This window comes from Phaeodactylibacter sp., from assembly GCF_022763345.1.
In the GTDB taxonomy this organism is placed as follows: Bacteria; Bacteroidota; Bacteroidia; order Chitinophagales; family Saprospiraceae; genus Phaeodactylibacter.
Genome location: NZ_JALEGS010000084.1, coordinates 1 through 15,390, shown reverse-complemented (window position 1 = coordinate 15,390; position 15,390 = coordinate 1). Strand labels below are relative to the sequence as shown.

Annotated in this window: 13 protein-coding genes; 9 read left to right on the top strand and 4 right to left on the bottom strand. The window is 50.7% G+C overall.

Translation table 11 applies throughout. From position 1 onward, the window contains the following. Positions 1-184 precede the first annotated feature (184 nt). A complete protein-coding gene (locus tag MRY86_RS21615) occupies positions 185-1,432 on the bottom strand; it encodes an ectonucleotide pyrophosphatase/phosphodiesterase (RefSeq protein ID WP_293566387.1) in 1,248 nt (415 codons plus the stop codon). Positions 1,433-1,553: 121 nt separating this feature from the next. Between MRY86_RS21615 and MRY86_RS21610 the strand changes: the two genes are divergently transcribed. The 4 genes from MRY86_RS21610 to MRY86_RS21595 all read left to right on the top strand — a co-directional run bounded on the left by MRY86_RS21610 (position 1,554) and on the right by MRY86_RS21595 (position 7,578). Then, positions 1,554-2,918 (top strand): HTTM domain-containing protein, encoded by a 1,365-nt coding sequence (locus tag MRY86_RS21610; protein ID WP_293566386.1) that lies wholly within the window; start codon positions 1,554-1,556, stop codon positions 2,916-2,918. Between the two features lie 22 nt (positions 2,919-2,940). Then, positions 2,941-3,966, top strand: a complete 1,026-nt coding sequence (locus MRY86_RS21605) for an LD-carboxypeptidase (RefSeq protein ID WP_293566385.1) — start codon at positions 2,941-2,943, stop codon at positions 3,964-3,966. A gap of 29 nt (positions 3,967-3,995) precedes the next feature. Continuing rightward, positions 3,996-4,430 (top strand): hypothetical protein, encoded by a 435-nt coding sequence (locus tag MRY86_RS21600; RefSeq protein ID WP_293566384.1) that lies wholly within the window; start codon positions 3,996-3,998, stop codon positions 4,428-4,430. Positions 4,431-4,803: 373 nt separating this feature from the next. Beyond that, positions 4,804-7,578 (top strand): TonB-dependent receptor, encoded by a 2,775-nt coding sequence (locus tag MRY86_RS21595; protein WP_293566383.1) that lies wholly within the window; start codon positions 4,804-4,806, stop codon positions 7,576-7,578. Positions 7,579-7,587: 9 nt separating this feature from the next. Here MRY86_RS21595 and MRY86_RS21590 read toward each other — a convergent pair whose 3' ends face one another. Next, positions 7,588-8,202, bottom strand: coding sequence for a hypothetical protein (locus MRY86_RS21590; RefSeq protein ID WP_293566382.1), 615 nt, complete (start codon positions 8,200-8,202; stop codon positions 7,588-7,590). Positions 8,203-8,319: 117 nt separating this feature from the next. Further along, positions 8,320-9,123, bottom strand: coding sequence for a response regulator transcription factor (locus MRY86_RS21585; RefSeq protein WP_293566381.1), 804 nt, complete (start codon positions 9,121-9,123; stop codon positions 8,320-8,322). A gap of 317 nt (positions 9,124-9,440) precedes the next feature. On the opposite strand from MRY86_RS21585, the gene MRY86_RS21580 reads away from it, so the two are divergent. Then, complete coding sequence (locus MRY86_RS21580) at positions 9,441-10,460, top strand: histidine kinase (protein WP_293571932.1); 1,020 nt, start codon at positions 9,441-9,443, stop codon at positions 10,458-10,460. 126 nt (positions 10,461-10,586) lie between these two features. Beyond that, positions 10,587-11,642 carry a discoidin domain-containing protein gene (locus MRY86_RS21575; RefSeq protein WP_293566928.1) on the top strand — a complete coding sequence of 352 codons (1,056 nt, stop codon included), beginning with the start codon at positions 10,587-10,589 and terminating at the stop codon, positions 11,640-11,642. A gap of 189 nt (positions 11,643-11,831) precedes the next feature. Here the strand turns inward: MRY86_RS21575 and MRY86_RS21570 are convergent, their stop codons facing one another. Next, entirely contained in the window at positions 11,832-12,698 is an 867-nt protein-coding gene (locus MRY86_RS21570) for a T9SS type A sorting domain-containing protein (RefSeq protein ID WP_293566927.1), read from the bottom strand. Between the two features lie 244 nt (positions 12,699-12,942). On the opposite strand from MRY86_RS21570, the gene MRY86_RS27250 reads away from it, so the two are divergent. The 3 genes from MRY86_RS27250 (at position 12,943) to MRY86_RS21560 (ending at position 14,971) form a co-directional block, all read left to right on the top strand. Continuing rightward, entirely contained in the window at positions 12,943-13,188 is a 246-nt protein-coding gene (locus tag MRY86_RS27250) for a T9SS type A sorting domain-containing protein (RefSeq protein WP_363325417.1), read from the top strand. A gap of 403 nt (positions 13,189-13,591) precedes the next feature. Continuing rightward, positions 13,592-13,993: a hypothetical protein gene (locus tag MRY86_RS21565; RefSeq protein WP_293566926.1), complete on the top strand. Its 402-nt coding sequence runs from the start codon at positions 13,592-13,594 to the stop codon at positions 13,991-13,993. Positions 13,994-14,095: 102 nt separating this feature from the next. After that, positions 14,096-14,971 carry an RNA polymerase sigma factor gene (locus tag MRY86_RS21560; RefSeq protein ID WP_293566925.1) on the top strand — a complete coding sequence of 292 codons (876 nt, stop codon included), beginning with the start codon at positions 14,096-14,098 and terminating at the stop codon, positions 14,969-14,971. The last annotated feature ends 419 nt before the right edge of the window (positions 14,972-15,390 follow it).

The window sequence follows — 15,390 nt, the reverse complement described above, 5'->3', positions numbered from 1 at the left end:
ATCTCAGTTGAGTCCCTGATGGCCGCTTTTGGTCATCAGGGTAACTGGGCAAAGACACAAATACACTCAGTGCACCGGCGACCCGTAAAAAGGAAGCCGGCTTTTTTCTCCAAAAAACTAAACCTTTTTTTACGGGCAGGCTGCCGCTATATGGATGGCAGCCTGCTTCGTTTTTAGGCGTTTATCAGTGCTTGAGCGTTCCTGAAAGGACTTCCAGCTGTCCATCTATTCCTTCCGGTACAGGCAAGCCCAGGATATTGCAGATAAGCGGGTACACATGTACATTTCGAAAGGAAGGTACTGTTAGCCCACTCCGAAATGCCGGGCCCTTGGCATAAAAGATAGCGTGCATTTCCGGAAACTCCGGATGAAAACCATGCTCCCCGCCCTGAGAAAACTTCCCGCTTTTGACCAACTGAATACGGCGGCTGTCGGCCAGGTAATAGCCATACGCCGGGTAGAGGATAAAATCGCCAAGGCGGGGGTCAGATTTATCGCTGTAGTGTGGGAATTCAGCAATAGGGTAAACCTCCAGCGGTAACCCCTCTGATTTTTCCTTCATAAAGGCTAAAGCTTCTTCCGGATCGGCACCGTCCTCCAGGTAGACATGCGCCAGGGCACCGTTATTGGCTACCCGGTAGCGGCTGTCTTGCAGCAGGGGATCGATGTTGACCAGTTTTTCGGGGCCGACATCAATCATGCCATGATCGGAGACCATAATGATATTCACGGGTAGCCCCGTGGCTTCAACACCGTCAAATAACTTGCCCAACGCCCAGTCCAGCTTCATCAGCGCAGCGCGGATAGCTTCATCGTCGGAAGGACCGTGCCGGTGGCCGGTGTCATCCATATCTGAAAAGTAGAGGGTAATCATATGGGGGCGCTCCGCTTCCGGCAACTCCAGCCAGTCGAGGACCTGCTGTACCCGGTCTTCATTGGGGACACTACCATCGTAGGGATAATAGTAACTCGGCCGCACGCCCTGAATATCGGCTTCCGAGCCCACAAAGAAAAAGCTGGCAGCCTTCATCCCATTTTGAGCTGCATTCACCCAAAGGGGCGTTCCGTTGTACCAGCAGCCATCCTCCACCGCATCCCGGTTGCTGATGCGGTAGAGCTGCGCTCTTTCCGGGTCGTAAAAAGTGTTATCGACCAGTCCGTTGTGCTCCGGCAGCAGCCCGGTGGCAATGGCGTAGTGATTAGGGAAAGTCTTGGAAGGGAAACTCGGGATCATGGAGTACGCCTGCACGCCCCCGGCTATCAGTTTGGTGATATTCGGCGGGCGGAAGCGGGCGGTATAATCCCACCGGTAGCCATCGCAGGAAATCAGGATCACGTAGGGCTGATCGGCCGGGACGTTGGCTTTTTCCTGGGCGGAAACCGTTAAGATAAAATGGGCACTAAAAAACAAAAGGAGGAGTAAACGAAGCATAAGTTTCTGATTTGAGTGCGAAAATAAGAAAACCACCTGACCAGTTTTGGACATTTTGGCTTCGGTGTTACCTGGACCGGCCTGAAAATCCATATCTTTATAGGCATACAACCCGACTTCCATGCAACGCCTGTTTCAACCTGTAGACATTGCTACCCTCATTATGCTCCGCATCGTATTTGGCATATTGGGCTTTGCTGATGTTTTTGGTACCTGGATTTACTACCATATGATAAAAGGAGCCTTCGATACGGAAGGGTTCCAGTTTAAATATTACGGTTTTGAATGGGTGCGGCCGCTGCCCGAGCCCTTCATGTCCATATTGCTGCTGAGTATTTGTGCCTGTGCCATCCTCGTAGTGTTAGGCAAGTGGTACCGCATATCAGCCACCCTTTTTGCCTTCGGATTTACCTATACCTATTTTCTCGAGAAAGCTCATTACCTCAATCACGGCTACCTGTTTTGCTGGATCAGCTTTCTGATGATTTTCCTGCCCGTGGACCGGCAGCTGTCGCTGGATGTCAAAAAGAACCCGGACCTCAGGTCTGATACAGCTCCCTATTGGTGCCTCTTCATCCCGCAGTTTCTCATGGGCGTAGTGTACTTTTTTGGCGGCATTGCCAAGCTCAACAGCGACTGGCTCCATGCCATCCCCCTGAAGCAGTGGATTGGGTACCGGGCAGACCACCCGGTAATCGGTTTTTTGCTGGAGCAGGAGTGGATGGCCTACTTTATGGCTTATGGGGGACTGTTCCTGGACTTATTCGTGGTCTTTTTCCTGGTTTTCAAAAGGACACGGTTATGGGCGTTTGCAGCCGTACTGTTTTTCCATTTTATGAATCTGCTGGTGTTTAGTATCGGCATTTTCCCTTTCCTCTCCGTTACCCTGACCGCCTTGTATTTTGCGCCGGATTTCCCGCGCCGGTTCGTGCATTGGCTTGCAGGCCGATGGGGCTGGCTGAAAAAACAACAAAACGCCTGGATTTCGAGGATGCAAACCAGTACTGGAGAGATTCCAATGTGGCAGGCCGCTCCCCGCAACCGCACTGCTATCCTCAGCGGGCTTGGCGTACTGATGGCGGTCCATTTGCTGCTGCCCCTGCGCCACCACCTGTACACGGGTGATGTAACCTGGACAGAAGAGGGACACCGCTATTCCTGGCGGATGATGCTACGCTCAAAAATTGGTTTTGGAAAGTTCAAGGTTGTCAATCAGGGCACCGGAGAAGCAACAATTGTCCGCCCCCGGGAATACCTCTCAGAGCGGCAGGAGCGTAAGCTGTACGGCCACCCCGATATGATCCTGCAATTTGCCCACTTCCTGGAAAAGGAATTTGAAAAAGAAGGGCAGGAAGTCGCTGTTTATGCCAACATTCGCTGCAAGCTCAACTACCGAGACTACCATGACTACATCGATCCCGAGCGGGACCTCACACAGGTAGAATGGTCGTTTTGGACGTCTTCCGATTGGATTTTGCCGGAATAAGCCTATCTTTTTGACCAAAACGATGAACCGCAGATCCTTTTCCCGGAAAGCCTTAGCCTTACCCCTGCTTGCGGGCAGCACCCGATTTTTTGGCTCGCAGGCCAAGCGCATTTTTCCCAAACGCCTGCGCCCGGGCGATACTGTCGGGTTCATCACCCCCGGCAGCTACATCAGTGAAGAATCGCTGGACAAAGCTGTTTCTAATATGCTTCAGCTTGGGCTGAAAGTAAAAATGGGCAAAAACATCCGCGCGAAGCACGGCTTTGTAGCCGGCACCGATCAGCAACGCCTGGATGACCTGCACATGATGTTTTCGGACCGCTCCGTTGATGCCGTATGGTGTGCCAGAGGCGGCTATGGCTGCACCCGCCTGCTGCCTCAGATTGACTATGGGCTCATCCGCAAAAACCCCAAGATACTGATCGGTTACAGCGACATTACGGCACTGCTCAATGCCATTTTCCACAAAACGGGTTTGGTCACCTTCCACGGCCCGGTGGGCGCTTCCGAATTTTCGGGCTACACCGAAGCACAGGTACGGGCTGTACTGATGGACGGGACAGCCCCCTACTCTATCCCCTTATCCGAAGGCAACGAAACCTCCGATGATCCGCTTTATCAGCCGGAGGTTATCCGCAAAGGGGATGTGGAAGGGGTGCTGATGGGCGGCAATCTGTCCTTGCTGTCGGCTATGGCAGGCACCGGGTATTTACCTGACCCAACCGGCGCTATCGTGTTTATGGAAGATGTTGGGGAGGCGCCCTACCGGGTGGACCGTATGCTCACCCAACTCCGGCAGGCCTGGCCCCTGAAAGCCGCCAACGGGATCGCTTTGGGCGTGTTTGCCGACTGCGCCAAAGCGGAAGGCAGTGATTCGCTGACCTTGTCCGAAACCCTAAAGGAACAACTACAGCCTACTGCTACCCCAACCGCTTATGGTTTCCCATTTGGTCATATTGACCATCAATGTACTTTCCCCGTGGGCGTACGAGCTCGGATGAATGCATCAGAGCGGTCCATCATTTTACTGGAAGCGGGCGTGCGGTAAGCGCAAGAAAGACCTGATAAAAAATACTTATGCTTAGTTTAGAAGACTTTGAATTTTCCGTTTCCTCTAATATCAAAGAAAGAGGATGGACCTATTTCCACCACGGCGCAGTGAAAGACCTGCAGCAGATTGGGGAAGGGCACTGGCATGCCATTGTATTTGGAAGTGCAGAATATGAGGTATCGGTTCAAATGACAGGTACAAGCATTGACGCTATGCAATGCGACTGCCCCTATGACTATGGGCCCGTTTGCAAGCATCAGGTAGCCATGCTATATGGCATCAAAGCAGCTTTGGATGCAGGACCGGGGGCTGTCACTGAAAACTCGCCGCGAGCTGCTCTGAACGCCTCAGAACAACTGGAACGTATAACCAATGAAGAACTGGCATCCAGGCTGTTAGCCCGTTACCCCAGGAGGCCAGCCATAAAAGCGGAGCTGAGCAGTGTGTTCAGCAGAGGCTAATAAACACAGCCGCAACATGATCATTGGTATACTGACGATTAAGTGGTTTGCCACAGCAAACCTACTCAATGCTTGCCCGCGTCTCGTCGCCTTTGGGCTTTGACCACCTTAAAGGCAGGAGGGTCAGCATTTACGCTGGGAAGTGGCTTGGCTTGCCCTGACAAGCTATGCTTCGTCAGTGGCCGATGTCGCAAATCCAAGATTCCAGACGATGAATGTCTGGATCAGTGACCCAGACGATGAATGTCTGGACTTTAAGCCCGACATTCATCGTTCCCCGTGCTGGCCGTCAGCGCCAGTAGGTGACCACTTCGTATTGCGTATAACAAATAGCTTAAACACCGTATATTGAATTGATAAAAAATACGCCCTTATGTTTTTCTATATCCCCAACAACATACACTTCCGTACATCAGCGTATATCGTGTTTGCCTTTTTCTTATGCATTCTAAGCCTTCCTGCACAGGATGCCGGGCCGGCGCAAAAAACCACCAACAACGTATGGGGATACACGGTTGGCCAACCGCTGGGACAGGTCACGGCAACGGCTACTACTGACACAGCAAGCTTCAATCAGGGGCTCCTTTCAGACCCGGCTGAACTGCTACAGGGGCAATTACCGGGCGTTCAGATTTACAACCGGGGCGGCAACCCTAATGCATTGCCGCTCTTTCGGATCAGAGGATTGTCTTCCTACTCACAGCAGCAGCCTTTGCTGGTGATAGATGGTATTGCGGGAGCTTCCTGGTATAGCCTTGATCCGGAGGATATTGCCTCTGTAACGGTGCTTCGGGACGGGGCAGCGCAAGCGCTTTACGGCATACGTGCATCCAATGGTGTCATCCTGGTGCAGACCAGGGGCAGCGCATTCCGGCAGGATACTCTTACTGTAAATTATACCGGGCAGCTAGCGTTATCCACCCCCTATGAGGGCTTCCCGAGCATGGATGCGGCTGCTTTCCGGCAAGCCGGGCACTGGGATTTCGGCAGCTCTACCAACTGGCTGGACGAAGTGCAACGCGATGGCAGCAGTCAGGCACACAGCTTGTCGGTCAGCGGGTTAAAAAAAGGGACTCAATTCCGCGTGGGCGGGCACTTCCGGAATATCGGAGGAGTGCTACAGCGTTCCGGCTTCGAACAAGCCAACCTGCGCGCTTACCTCAACCGGTCTTTCCTGAAGAATGCCCTGGATGTCAAAGTCAATGCGGCTTATACCAACCGCAACAGCCAACTGGGATTCCCGGAAGCCTTCCGCTACGCAGCGGCCTTCAACCCGACAATCCCGCTCGATGCTGCCAACGCTCCCTTCCCCTACAATACGGACCTGTTTGGGGGCTATTTTGAAACGCCCGGGCTATTTGACTCCTTCAACCCTAAAGCTATCGTGGAACAGAACTCAAATATGGGGTTGGTAGAGGTCCTGCAAGCCTCCGCTCTTGCGCAATACCGGTTCAGCGGCCGCTTGTCGGTACAAGCCCGTTATGCCTATCAGTACCTATTCAACAACCAACGGGCCTTCTACAGCCCTCAGTCCCAATTTCGCGGCAGCGCCTACAGCCCCTACGAGGAAAGGCGCGGGCGGGCCGACCTGACCGATGAAAGTGCGGCGCTATCGCTTTACGAAGTCTTTGTGCATTACCAGCAGCACACCGATAAATTGTCACTGCGGCTCACCGGTGGAACGTCATACTCCAATACCGCACATACTTTTGACCAATTGCAGCTCTTCGGATTCACGGATGCCGGCCTGTTGTCTAACAAGGAAATCAGCAACTACGGAGACTGGGCGGAGCGTACTTACCGCTCCGATACGGTCAGTAGTGGCTGGTCAGAGAAAGTTTCCGCATTCTTCGCGCAGATGCACCTGACGGTACAGGACCGCCTGCACACTTATGCCTCATTGCGGTATGAAGGGTCGAGCAAGTTGGGCAACGACAACAACTGGGGGTTGTTCCCGGCAGTAGGGGCTGGATACGAACTGATTAACAACCCAGCCTCATCAGGCCTGGAACAACTCTTGGTACGCGCCAGCTTTGGCGTTACCGGCGCCCTGCCAGACGAAGCGGGCTTGTCGCAACAACGCATTCGGATTACTACCTATCCTAATGGTTTTGTAGACACCACCGTTATTCATGCCGCCAACCCTAATTTGGGCTGGGAGCAAAAGCAGGAATTCAATATCGGGCTGACCCTGCAGGCCGGCAAGCTAAGGGCCCAAATCGACTGGTATACCCGGACAGTCAGCGACTGGATCAGCAGCAGCTTTGTTTCTAACACCCCGTACACTAATCAAAACGCTTTTCGAACGACTGGGCTCGACCTCAACCTGCAGCTTACCCTATGGGAGCGCCCCGGTTTTGCCTACACTACAGGCTTGCAAGGTACCACCTACCGGTCTGTATACCGGGAAACAGGCGCTGAATCCGCTTCCCTCCTAGTTGTACCCGGCAATATTTACGGCACACCTGTAGTCATAATGCAGAATGGCGGACAGCTGGGCGAGCTGGCAGGCCCTCAGTTCACAGGGACCGTTGATGCAGAAGGTGCTCCGGTTTTTGAAGATTTGAACGGCGATGGGGTAATCAACCGGCAGCCCGATTGGTTTGGGCAGCCGGAAAGTGACCTGGCGGAATTAGGCAACGGGCTGCCCACCCTGGATTGGGGGTGGTCCCACCGGATAAAATGGAGAAGCTGGGAGGCCCGGGCCTTGCTAAGAGGTGCTTTGGGGCATAGCTTGGCTAACATGCACCGGTTGCGCTACGAGCCCCGCCCTATTGAGCCTAGCCCTTTCAATTTGTTCCAGGGCGAACAGGTTATAGAAAACCTGAATGCTTATCAATTTTCCTCCTATTACGTGGAGCGAGCGGACTTTATCAAGCTTGACCACATTCAACTAGCTAAAAATTTTACGCCTAAAACGGGCAAGCGGGCACTTCACCTTAGGCTATCGCTGACTGCGCGCAACATTCTACTCGCCTCCCGCTACTCCGGAATAGACCCCGAGCCGGTACTGGAGGACCCGGGAACGACCATTTTTGGGGGCACCCTATCGCCGGAACAACGTACACCTCTGGTAGCAGGCGTTGACCGGTTGGATTATTACCTGCCTGCCCGGCAATTTGTTTTTGGGCTGGAAGCAGCGTTTTAGAGACAAGAACTAACCCCACATTTGCCCCACCTGCATAAGTGCCAGGAGCAGGAACAATCCACTCAGCCCCGCATTCAGCCTTTGGTAGAAAGCCGGGCCGGTTTGTTCAATACGACGGGCGGCCAGAGTGTAAAGCGACAGCATAGCGAAGGCGCCAACGGCTGTTCCCGCCACATAGAAAAACCGGTAAGGCGATGCAAAGACAAGCAACCCCCGCGCCCGAAGCACAGTAGTCAGCGCGAACATACCTGGAATGTTAACCAGGTTGAATAACGAAACAAAAAAGCCTTTCAACAACGGCTGCCCTTTCTGCTCACTCGCCTGAATCGTTTGCTTCCGCAAAGCCTGCAGGCCGAAAAAAGCACTTAGCGCCAGAAACAGCAGTACGGCCCCCTGCCGCAGATAGGTGAGGTAGGCCGGTTCGCGGGCCAGCAGCCCGGCAAAGGCAATGGCGATATAGGCATGGATAAACACAGCGACTGAAGCACCGAGGTTAAAGCGTAAGGCTGCACGGGCGCCCCGACGCAGGTATTCGCGGGCAGCCGTTAGGTTTACCATACCGGGCAGCAGCATGGCGAGCATGGTCACCACACAACCCAATAAGCTATGGTTCAGGTAGGTCATGAGGGGCAAAGGTAGGGAAAAAGGGCAAGGGCTGCGTTTCGCTGATAGCTTCCGTACCCATTTTCGTTTTAAGCCTCTCCAAGGCTGATCAGAGGATAGTCAAAGGTGGAGAAAAGCTTATGAGAGCAATCGTTGTTTTCCTGCTTTAGAAACAGGCAGGACGGCTTGATCTATTGTGATGACCCATCCTCCGGCGGCCTTCTTATCTTTTCCAGCCGGCTCAGGGGGACTGCCACCGTCTTTAATGTAGTTTTTCAGGTGCAGCCGGTTGACGAGGTGGCTTTGATGGATACGGCAGAAAGCGTGCCCTTTCAGCAGTTCCTGCTCAACCGTTTTCAGGGTTTTCGAGCAAAGGATGGGGTTCTTCTGCGTTTTCAGGTAGAAAAGCGTTTGGTTGCCTTTTTCCGTAGCTGCCTGGCACCGGATAATATCTGCGGCTTTGACAAAAGAGCAGCCTTCCATGGTAGGCACTGAAACCTGTGGCGAGGGTACTTCCGGGTTTTGGTATACCGTTTTTATTTCACTCAATAAGGCATTTGAAACCAAGGGTAGTTGCCGCTCTTCAATAATGCTCATAGCCTTGACCAGCCGCTTGGGGTCAATAGGCTTGACGAGAAAGTCGATAGGGTAGACCTCAAAAGCCCGCATGGCATGCATATCGTGCTGGGTGGTAAAAATCACATCGAAAGCCCGTTCCGGCAATTGTTCCAAGAGTTCAAAACCTGCTACGGGGGTCTCCATTTGGATATCCAGAAAAACCAAATCAGGCTTGTGCATTTTTATAGATTCCAGCCCTTCTTCGGCTGAGCGGCAGGTGTCGCAAATTTCTACCTTGGGGCAGTTGCGTTGCAACAAGATCAATAAACTACTTAAGTGCAGTTTATTGTCGTCTATAAGTATCGTCTTAATTGTATCGGGCATGGAAAAGCTGAGTTTCAATTGCTATAAAGTTCATAATATGACCATTCTTGGCAAGCATAGGTAAGCAAAAATGAGAATTTGTCTATTTTACTGAGAATTTGGCACCTCTTCCAATAAAAATGGACACTAAAAACCCTGTTCGTCATTCAATTTTTACGAAAATGCATTTGCTGGTCTTAGCAAATGTGTTCTTTTGGGTATCCTTTGCCATTTTTGACATCCTATCTTCAGGCGGTGCTCTGGGGGGCTATTACAGTGCGCTCACAGTCCGGTTTTTCTTGCATGCTTTTTTGTTCTCTGCGCTAATCTACCCTAATTTGTACTATCTATATCCCAGGTTCTTTTCAAGGGGCAGATACCTTACGTACATCTTACTGATCATTGCGCTCATCGTGGTAGTGAATTACCTACGGATCAGGCTGGATTACTTTTTGCTTACTTCCGAAAGCACCAAAACATTGCTTGGCGACATATACAATCGGGGGGCTGCTGAAAAAGCCAAGACAAGCTTGATCAATGCCGGTTTATTCTCTCTAAAATACGGTTTTCTGCCGCCTTACTACCTAGGAATGACCATAGGTACAGTAGGCGTCTTTTTCATTACGTCCCCTATTCGCTTAATAGAAAGTTGGTTCAATCAAAAAGAGCTGGAATTACAGTTGCTCCGAAACGAATTGAAGCAAAAACAAAGCGCCATCCGTATCCGGGAGGAAAAGCTAAAATTCCTTAAAGCACAGACAGACCCCCATTTTCTCATCAATGCCATAAGTGGGGTTTATCATTTGGCTCTCGTAGAAAGCAAACGTGTGGACCATGCCCTACTACGCCTTTCTGAATTGATGGGGTACTTATTGGGCTATGGTAAAGAAGACGTGATTGCATTAAGGCATGAAATCGCGTTTGTGGAAAACTATCTCGACTTTAATACCACAATTTACCAAGATGAATTTGAGGTTACGTTTCAACACAGTGCCACTCCGGAGCAAATGCAAACTATCGTTATCCCCCCTATGCTGTTGCAGCCTTTTTTTGAAAACGCCTTTAAATACGGCAGTTACAGTCCAGGAAAGGCATTGGTCAATGCCTCATTGGAGGTCCGGGAAACGTATATACAGTTCAACATTGAAAACACTTATGCCCCCTCCAGGTCAGGTGCGGATAAACCCATTTCCTATGGTATTGGCATCAGAAATGTACAGGAACGCCTGAAGCTTTTCCTGCCTGACCAGCATACCCTGCACGTTTCGGCAGAAGGCGGGCGCTTTAAAGTGGAGCTGGTACTCTTTATACATGCAGCAGCTACTGAGATGCTTCCTGTGACAAGGGAAAAGGATTAGGATTGGTCAATTTTTCCAGATTCTCCCCTATTGTTCCAAATTCTCAATTGTGGTTCTACCCCAGCAGGATTGCCCATTACTTTGTCAGCGAGTTCAAGATTTACACTAGACCAAAATTTAACCTTTATGCAATCCTCAAAGAACCTCATTCAATTCATTTGCCTGGGAGCCTTTATCTTATTTATGGGAATGGGACTTTCGGCTCAAAACAACGTAGCACTCAACAAGCGTGCCACCCAATCCAGTAATTACACCAGCAGCTCCGGCCAACCTTCAAAAGCCGTGGACGGCAATACGGATGGCCGCTGGCAGAGCGGCTCGGTCACCCATACCCAGGGTGGCGGCTCAAACAACCCCTGGTGGACCGTTGATCTGGGCGAAGTGCACGACATCAGAAAAATCCGGGTTTGGAACCGCACCGACTGTTGTAAGGAACGCTTAGATAACTTCGTGATATTGGTCAAAAACACCGCTCAGGAATCTTGGAGAGGCTTCATCTCAGGCTCCCAGCGCAATACAGGTACCAACCCGCTTACCTTTGAAGGCCAAGCTGAAGGCCGCTATGTAATGATACAGTTAAGAAACCCAAAAGGCATCCTTTCTCTGGCGGAGGTGGAAGTCTACGGCCTGCCCTACCTGGAATCTGTCGATACTCCAAACGGCAGCAGCATTACGGTAAGCAATGAATATAAGCCTGCCACAAAGGGAGGCCAGGTTGGCTGTGGCAACGGCACCTTCTACGACCCGATTGACGGCGGTACTTGCTGGACGTGCCCGCAGGGCTACAAGCGTACCGTATTTTCTGTAAAGAGTGACAAAGCCTGCGAGCGTGCCGGTGGAGAGAAGCTAGTTCGCGCTACCCGTCACGGGCGCGGTGGTGGCTTAATAGGTACGGACTGCCCTGGCGGACAGTTTTTAGACCCCAATGGCTACTGCTACAGCTGCCCGCAGGGCTACAACCGCACAGCCTATCCCGTCACTTCTGACAAAGCCTGCTCACAGCGCGTGCCAGCTGATTACCAAAATGCCCAGCTGGTCAATAGTGCTAAAACCTGTGGATCTGGCTACTTCTTTGACATAGGTACCAATAGATGCTGGAGCTGTCCGGAGGGATATAAGCGCACGGTGTTTTCTGTAAACGGAGACAAAGCTTGTGAAAAGATTTCGGTGAGCACGAATTAGAAATAGAACAACCAGAGCGGAGCAAGGCTTTACTGCTGTATTGCCTTCCTCCTCTTCCTTTTTGGGAGCCAGAGTGTGGCGTCACGTTTAACTACCTCACCACAAAAGCCACCTGTACAAAAAAGTGCCGCCCCCGATCTTAAACGGAGACGGCACTCTTTTTACCATCCATTCAGAAACAAACGCTGATTAACGCTTGATGAACTTCAAGGTCTGCTGTCCTTCTGCAACCTGTACGCGGATTAGGTAGGTTCCGGCTACCAGGCTGGAAACGTCGATGTTGTTGTTATTTGCCTGTCCCATTAGTACGGTCTGTCCTGTGATTGTTGCAACCTCATAGGCTTGTACGGGAGAATTGCTCTTAATCAGGAGCAAATCAGTCGCCGGGTTAGGAAACACGCGGATGTTGTTCTCCTGCTCAACCAGTCCATCAACGGATACTGCCATATCACTGATTACGACGCTGCCCAGAGCCGCTTCGTTAGCAGGATTAGCATTTCTGCCAGTCACACTGAAACCACACTGAATAAGTAAACCAGCAGCCAGCTGATCTCCAGAAATGGTTACTGTGAACATACCGCTTTCCGGCATATCCATGATTCCCGCCCCTCCGAGTGCATCTGAAAAATTGTCATCAGGATTGAGCGCCTTGATGAAATACCTCACTTCGTAAGACTCATCCATGGTGTTGGACACTACAGCACCTGAAAAAGTTAAATCTTCGCCATTAAAGCTTGTACCCGGCTCAATGAAAGTGGAAGCCTCCATCATTTTCGCACCTTCGCCCGTTGCAGGGTCAATCCAGTATGCATCACCGGGGTTATCAGCGTAGGTATTAAAATTAGGCTGCAGGGTAACTGTATTGGCATCCGTGTCCAGAACGGTTTTCAAATCTGCAATGCCCCATTCAGAGCCAAATTCGTATCCTCCTCCCAAATTGAAAACATTCATAAAGCCTTTCCACTCGGCCGAAGCGCTTACCTCAATTGTATTTTGCCCAAAGAGCGCAGGGAGGATAAACAAACTAAGTACAATACTTGTAAAAATTGATTTCATAATTTCTAAACTTTTAGTTGATTAAAACAAAGAAAAGCCCCTGAATACCCAGGTGGCTAGATCTGTTACTGTAGCAAACGCACAGATGAATAAATCACCTGCACGTCCTAGTGCTTAAATGAAACACAGCGGATAAAGTTAGGGTTTAACCCTCAGTTTCCAGTAAATAACCACCACAACAAAGACTCAACTATACCACGACATGACCACAACAAATCATTCAAAATAGCTATCCACCGTTTCCATAGGACACGAAGCCTTCGCTGTTCGGGTATTCCCAAATCCTGCTACAGGCATCTTGCATATAGCGTCTGGAGAATATGGAGCTGGAGAACAGTCCTTGTCACTTTTTGATGCGATGGACCGTGAAGTGCGGCAAATCGATTGCACGTCCTGTAGCATAAATATTTCAGATTTGGCGGCGGGGATATGCCTGTTGAAGTTCACCTTTGAAGGCGGAAGCCTGGACAGGAAGCTGATCAAAAAATAAAGCCGTTGGCAATACGCACTTTTCAGAAAAAGCCTTGATTTTACAACATGCTGATGGAGCCTGGTGGAGGTGTTTGGGCCCAGCTTTATTATGCAGCCGGTTGTCCGGTTTTGTAGCCTTAGCAATAGCACGATAGGCTGAGGCTTTAGAACTATTCTACACAGCCAAGCCCTGTCGTCCTCAGCGGAAAAATACTCTTTCAATTCAGCTCCTGTTATCCGGCTTCTCAAACTCGCTAAGGTATTCGCAATGCTTTCCTTAACAGTCTCGCTTAGGGGGGCATTGTAAATGAAAAACCGAGCCCCAATCGAGCCATCTATGGAATTTTTTCAAAAAAATTTACAGAAACTGTCACACCCCACCCTCCCCGCGATCTAACCACCAAACATTTAAACGAGACTGTATGAACAAGGTAATTTTCACCGGGTTGGCTATGGCTTTTCTGGCCGCTTGCAGCCCATCCATTCAAAACACAACAGCAATGACAACAAACGCAAGACAAGCCGGCATAGTAGAAGTGACCACCTTCCAGCTTCGGGCAGGCGTGGACACAAAGGACTTTGAAGCTGCCGCCCGTGCTATGCAGAAAGGGTTCCTGGCTCTTCAGACTGGCTTCCTTAAACGGACGCTAACCGTTTCGCAGGACGGTACCTGGACAGATATCGTCTATTGGGAAGACCAGGAAAGCGCCGAAAAAGCCATGCAAATGGCGGAACAGTCCGAGCTGGTAATGCCCTTTATGGAAAAAATTGATTTCAATTCCGTAAAAATGAACCTGACAACACCGATCTTATCTGCAGAATAAGCTTACCAGCCCCTCCGGGCCTATGTAAACCTGGCCTGGAGGGCTATTTTTAGGCAAAGCCGTTGTTATCGGATTCTAATTTTCAAAATCAGATCATAGAAAATGAGCAACCCCTTTCAACCCTCCTACCCGGACAAAGACGACCACGAACTGATTGCACTGGCACGAGAAGGCTCTAAAATTGCCCTGGAGACGCTGGTAAAAAAGCATCAGCACTACATTTACAACGTGGCGCTAAAGATGACCCTGAGCCCTTTCGACGCAGAAGACATTACTCAGGAAGTCCTCATAAAGGTCATCACCAATTTGTCGCAATTTAAGGGCAAGAGCAACTTCCGGACCTGGCTTTACCGCATCACTTTCAATCATTTCCTTAAAATGAAGAAGGTCTGGCTGGAAGACTACATTACCTCTTTTGATCAGTATGGGGATGAGCTTGCGCAAATGGAAGACACCGAGCTCTCTGCGCTTGAGAAAGCCGAAATGAAAGAGTTGATCACAGAAGCCAATATCAGTTGCATGAGCGGCATGCTTTTGTGCCTCGACCGGGAGCAACGGTTGGTATATATTCTCGGTGAGATTTTCGGTGTAGACCACACGATAGGCTCGCAAATGCTGGACTTGTCCAAAGACAACTTTCGCCAAAAGCTCTCACGTGCCAGAAAAGACCTCTACCACTTCATGAACAACAAATGCGGCCTGATCAACAAGGCAAACCCCTGCCGCTGCCACCGAAAGACCCGGTCGTTCATCAAAGCAGGGTGGGTTGATCCAGACAACATGAAATACAATATTTCCTATTTGAAAAAGATTCGCGAGGAAGTCCCTCAAAAAGCCGAAGAACTGTGTGAGCTGACTGAAATAGATTATGCTGGCTTGTTCAGGGACCACCCGTTTCAAGAGAAGGCTCATGACCGGAGGTTGTTTGAGCGGATCGTCGCAGATAAAAAGATCAGGAGTTTGTTCAACTTGAATTGATGGGTGTAGGTTGGGCGCGGACTAGGCGTCGACGCTTCCGCAGCTGTACACTTTCGCATACAGCTTCGGCATAGGGACGGAGCTGTAAAACTAACTATAGCGTACGCTTATCGGCGCTAGGCTGTTTGCTTTCCAACCGCTTACAATCGAATTTAGCGTTTTGAAAAGAGATTCCGGGAGCGGATTGGGCTGCGCCCCTTCCGCGAGTGGGCTGCCTTCGCCATTAGCTTCGGCGCCGGGACAACGATTCAAAACCCTCCACAGCCTCCGCCTGACGGCGGTGGGCTGTTTGCTTTACAGACGCTTACGATTGAACAGGCTATTTGGTAAGAAGATTTGGGAGCGGATTGGGCTGCGCCCCTTCCGCAATTGGTGGAGATTCAAAACCCTCCACAGCCTCCGCCTATCGGCGGTGGGCT

Bases quoted from the DNA above. Each gene is read 5' to 3' on its own strand.
- MRY86_RS21615 (WP_293566387.1), bottom strand. From the start codon at position 1,432: ATGCTTCGTTTACTCCTCCTTTTGTTTTTTAGTGCCCATTTTATCTTA.
- MRY86_RS21610 (WP_293566386.1), top strand. From the start codon at position 1,554: ATGCAACGCCTGTTTCAACCTGTAGACATTGCTACCCTCATTATGCTC.
- MRY86_RS21605 (WP_293566385.1), top strand. From the start codon at position 2,941: ATGAACCGCAGATCCTTTTCCCGGAAAGCCTTAGCCTTACCCCTGCTT.
- MRY86_RS21600 (WP_293566384.1), top strand. From the start codon at position 3,996: ATGCTTAGTTTAGAAGACTTTGAATTTTCCGTTTCCTCTAATATCAAA.
- MRY86_RS21595 (WP_293566383.1), top strand. From the start codon at position 4,804: ATGTTTTTCTATATCCCCAACAACATACACTTCCGTACATCAGCGTAT.
- MRY86_RS21590 (WP_293566382.1), bottom strand. From the start codon at position 8,202: ATGACCTACCTGAACCATAGCTTATTGGGTTGTGTGGTGACCATGCTC.
- MRY86_RS21585 (WP_293566381.1), bottom strand. From the start codon at position 9,123: ATGCCCGATACAATTAAGACGATACTTATAGACGACAATAAACTGCAC.
- MRY86_RS21575 (WP_293566928.1), top strand. From the start codon at position 10,587: ATGCAATCCTCAAAGAACCTCATTCAATTCATTTGCCTGGGAGCCTTT.
- MRY86_RS21570 (WP_293566927.1), bottom strand. From the start codon at position 12,698: ATGAAATCAATTTTTACAAGTATTGTACTTAGTTTGTTTATCCTCCCT.
- MRY86_RS21565 (WP_293566926.1), top strand. From the start codon at position 13,592: ATGAACAAGGTAATTTTCACCGGGTTGGCTATGGCTTTTCTGGCCGCT.
- MRY86_RS21560 (WP_293566925.1), top strand. From the start codon at position 14,096: ATGAGCAACCCCTTTCAACCCTCCTACCCGGACAAAGACGACCACGAA.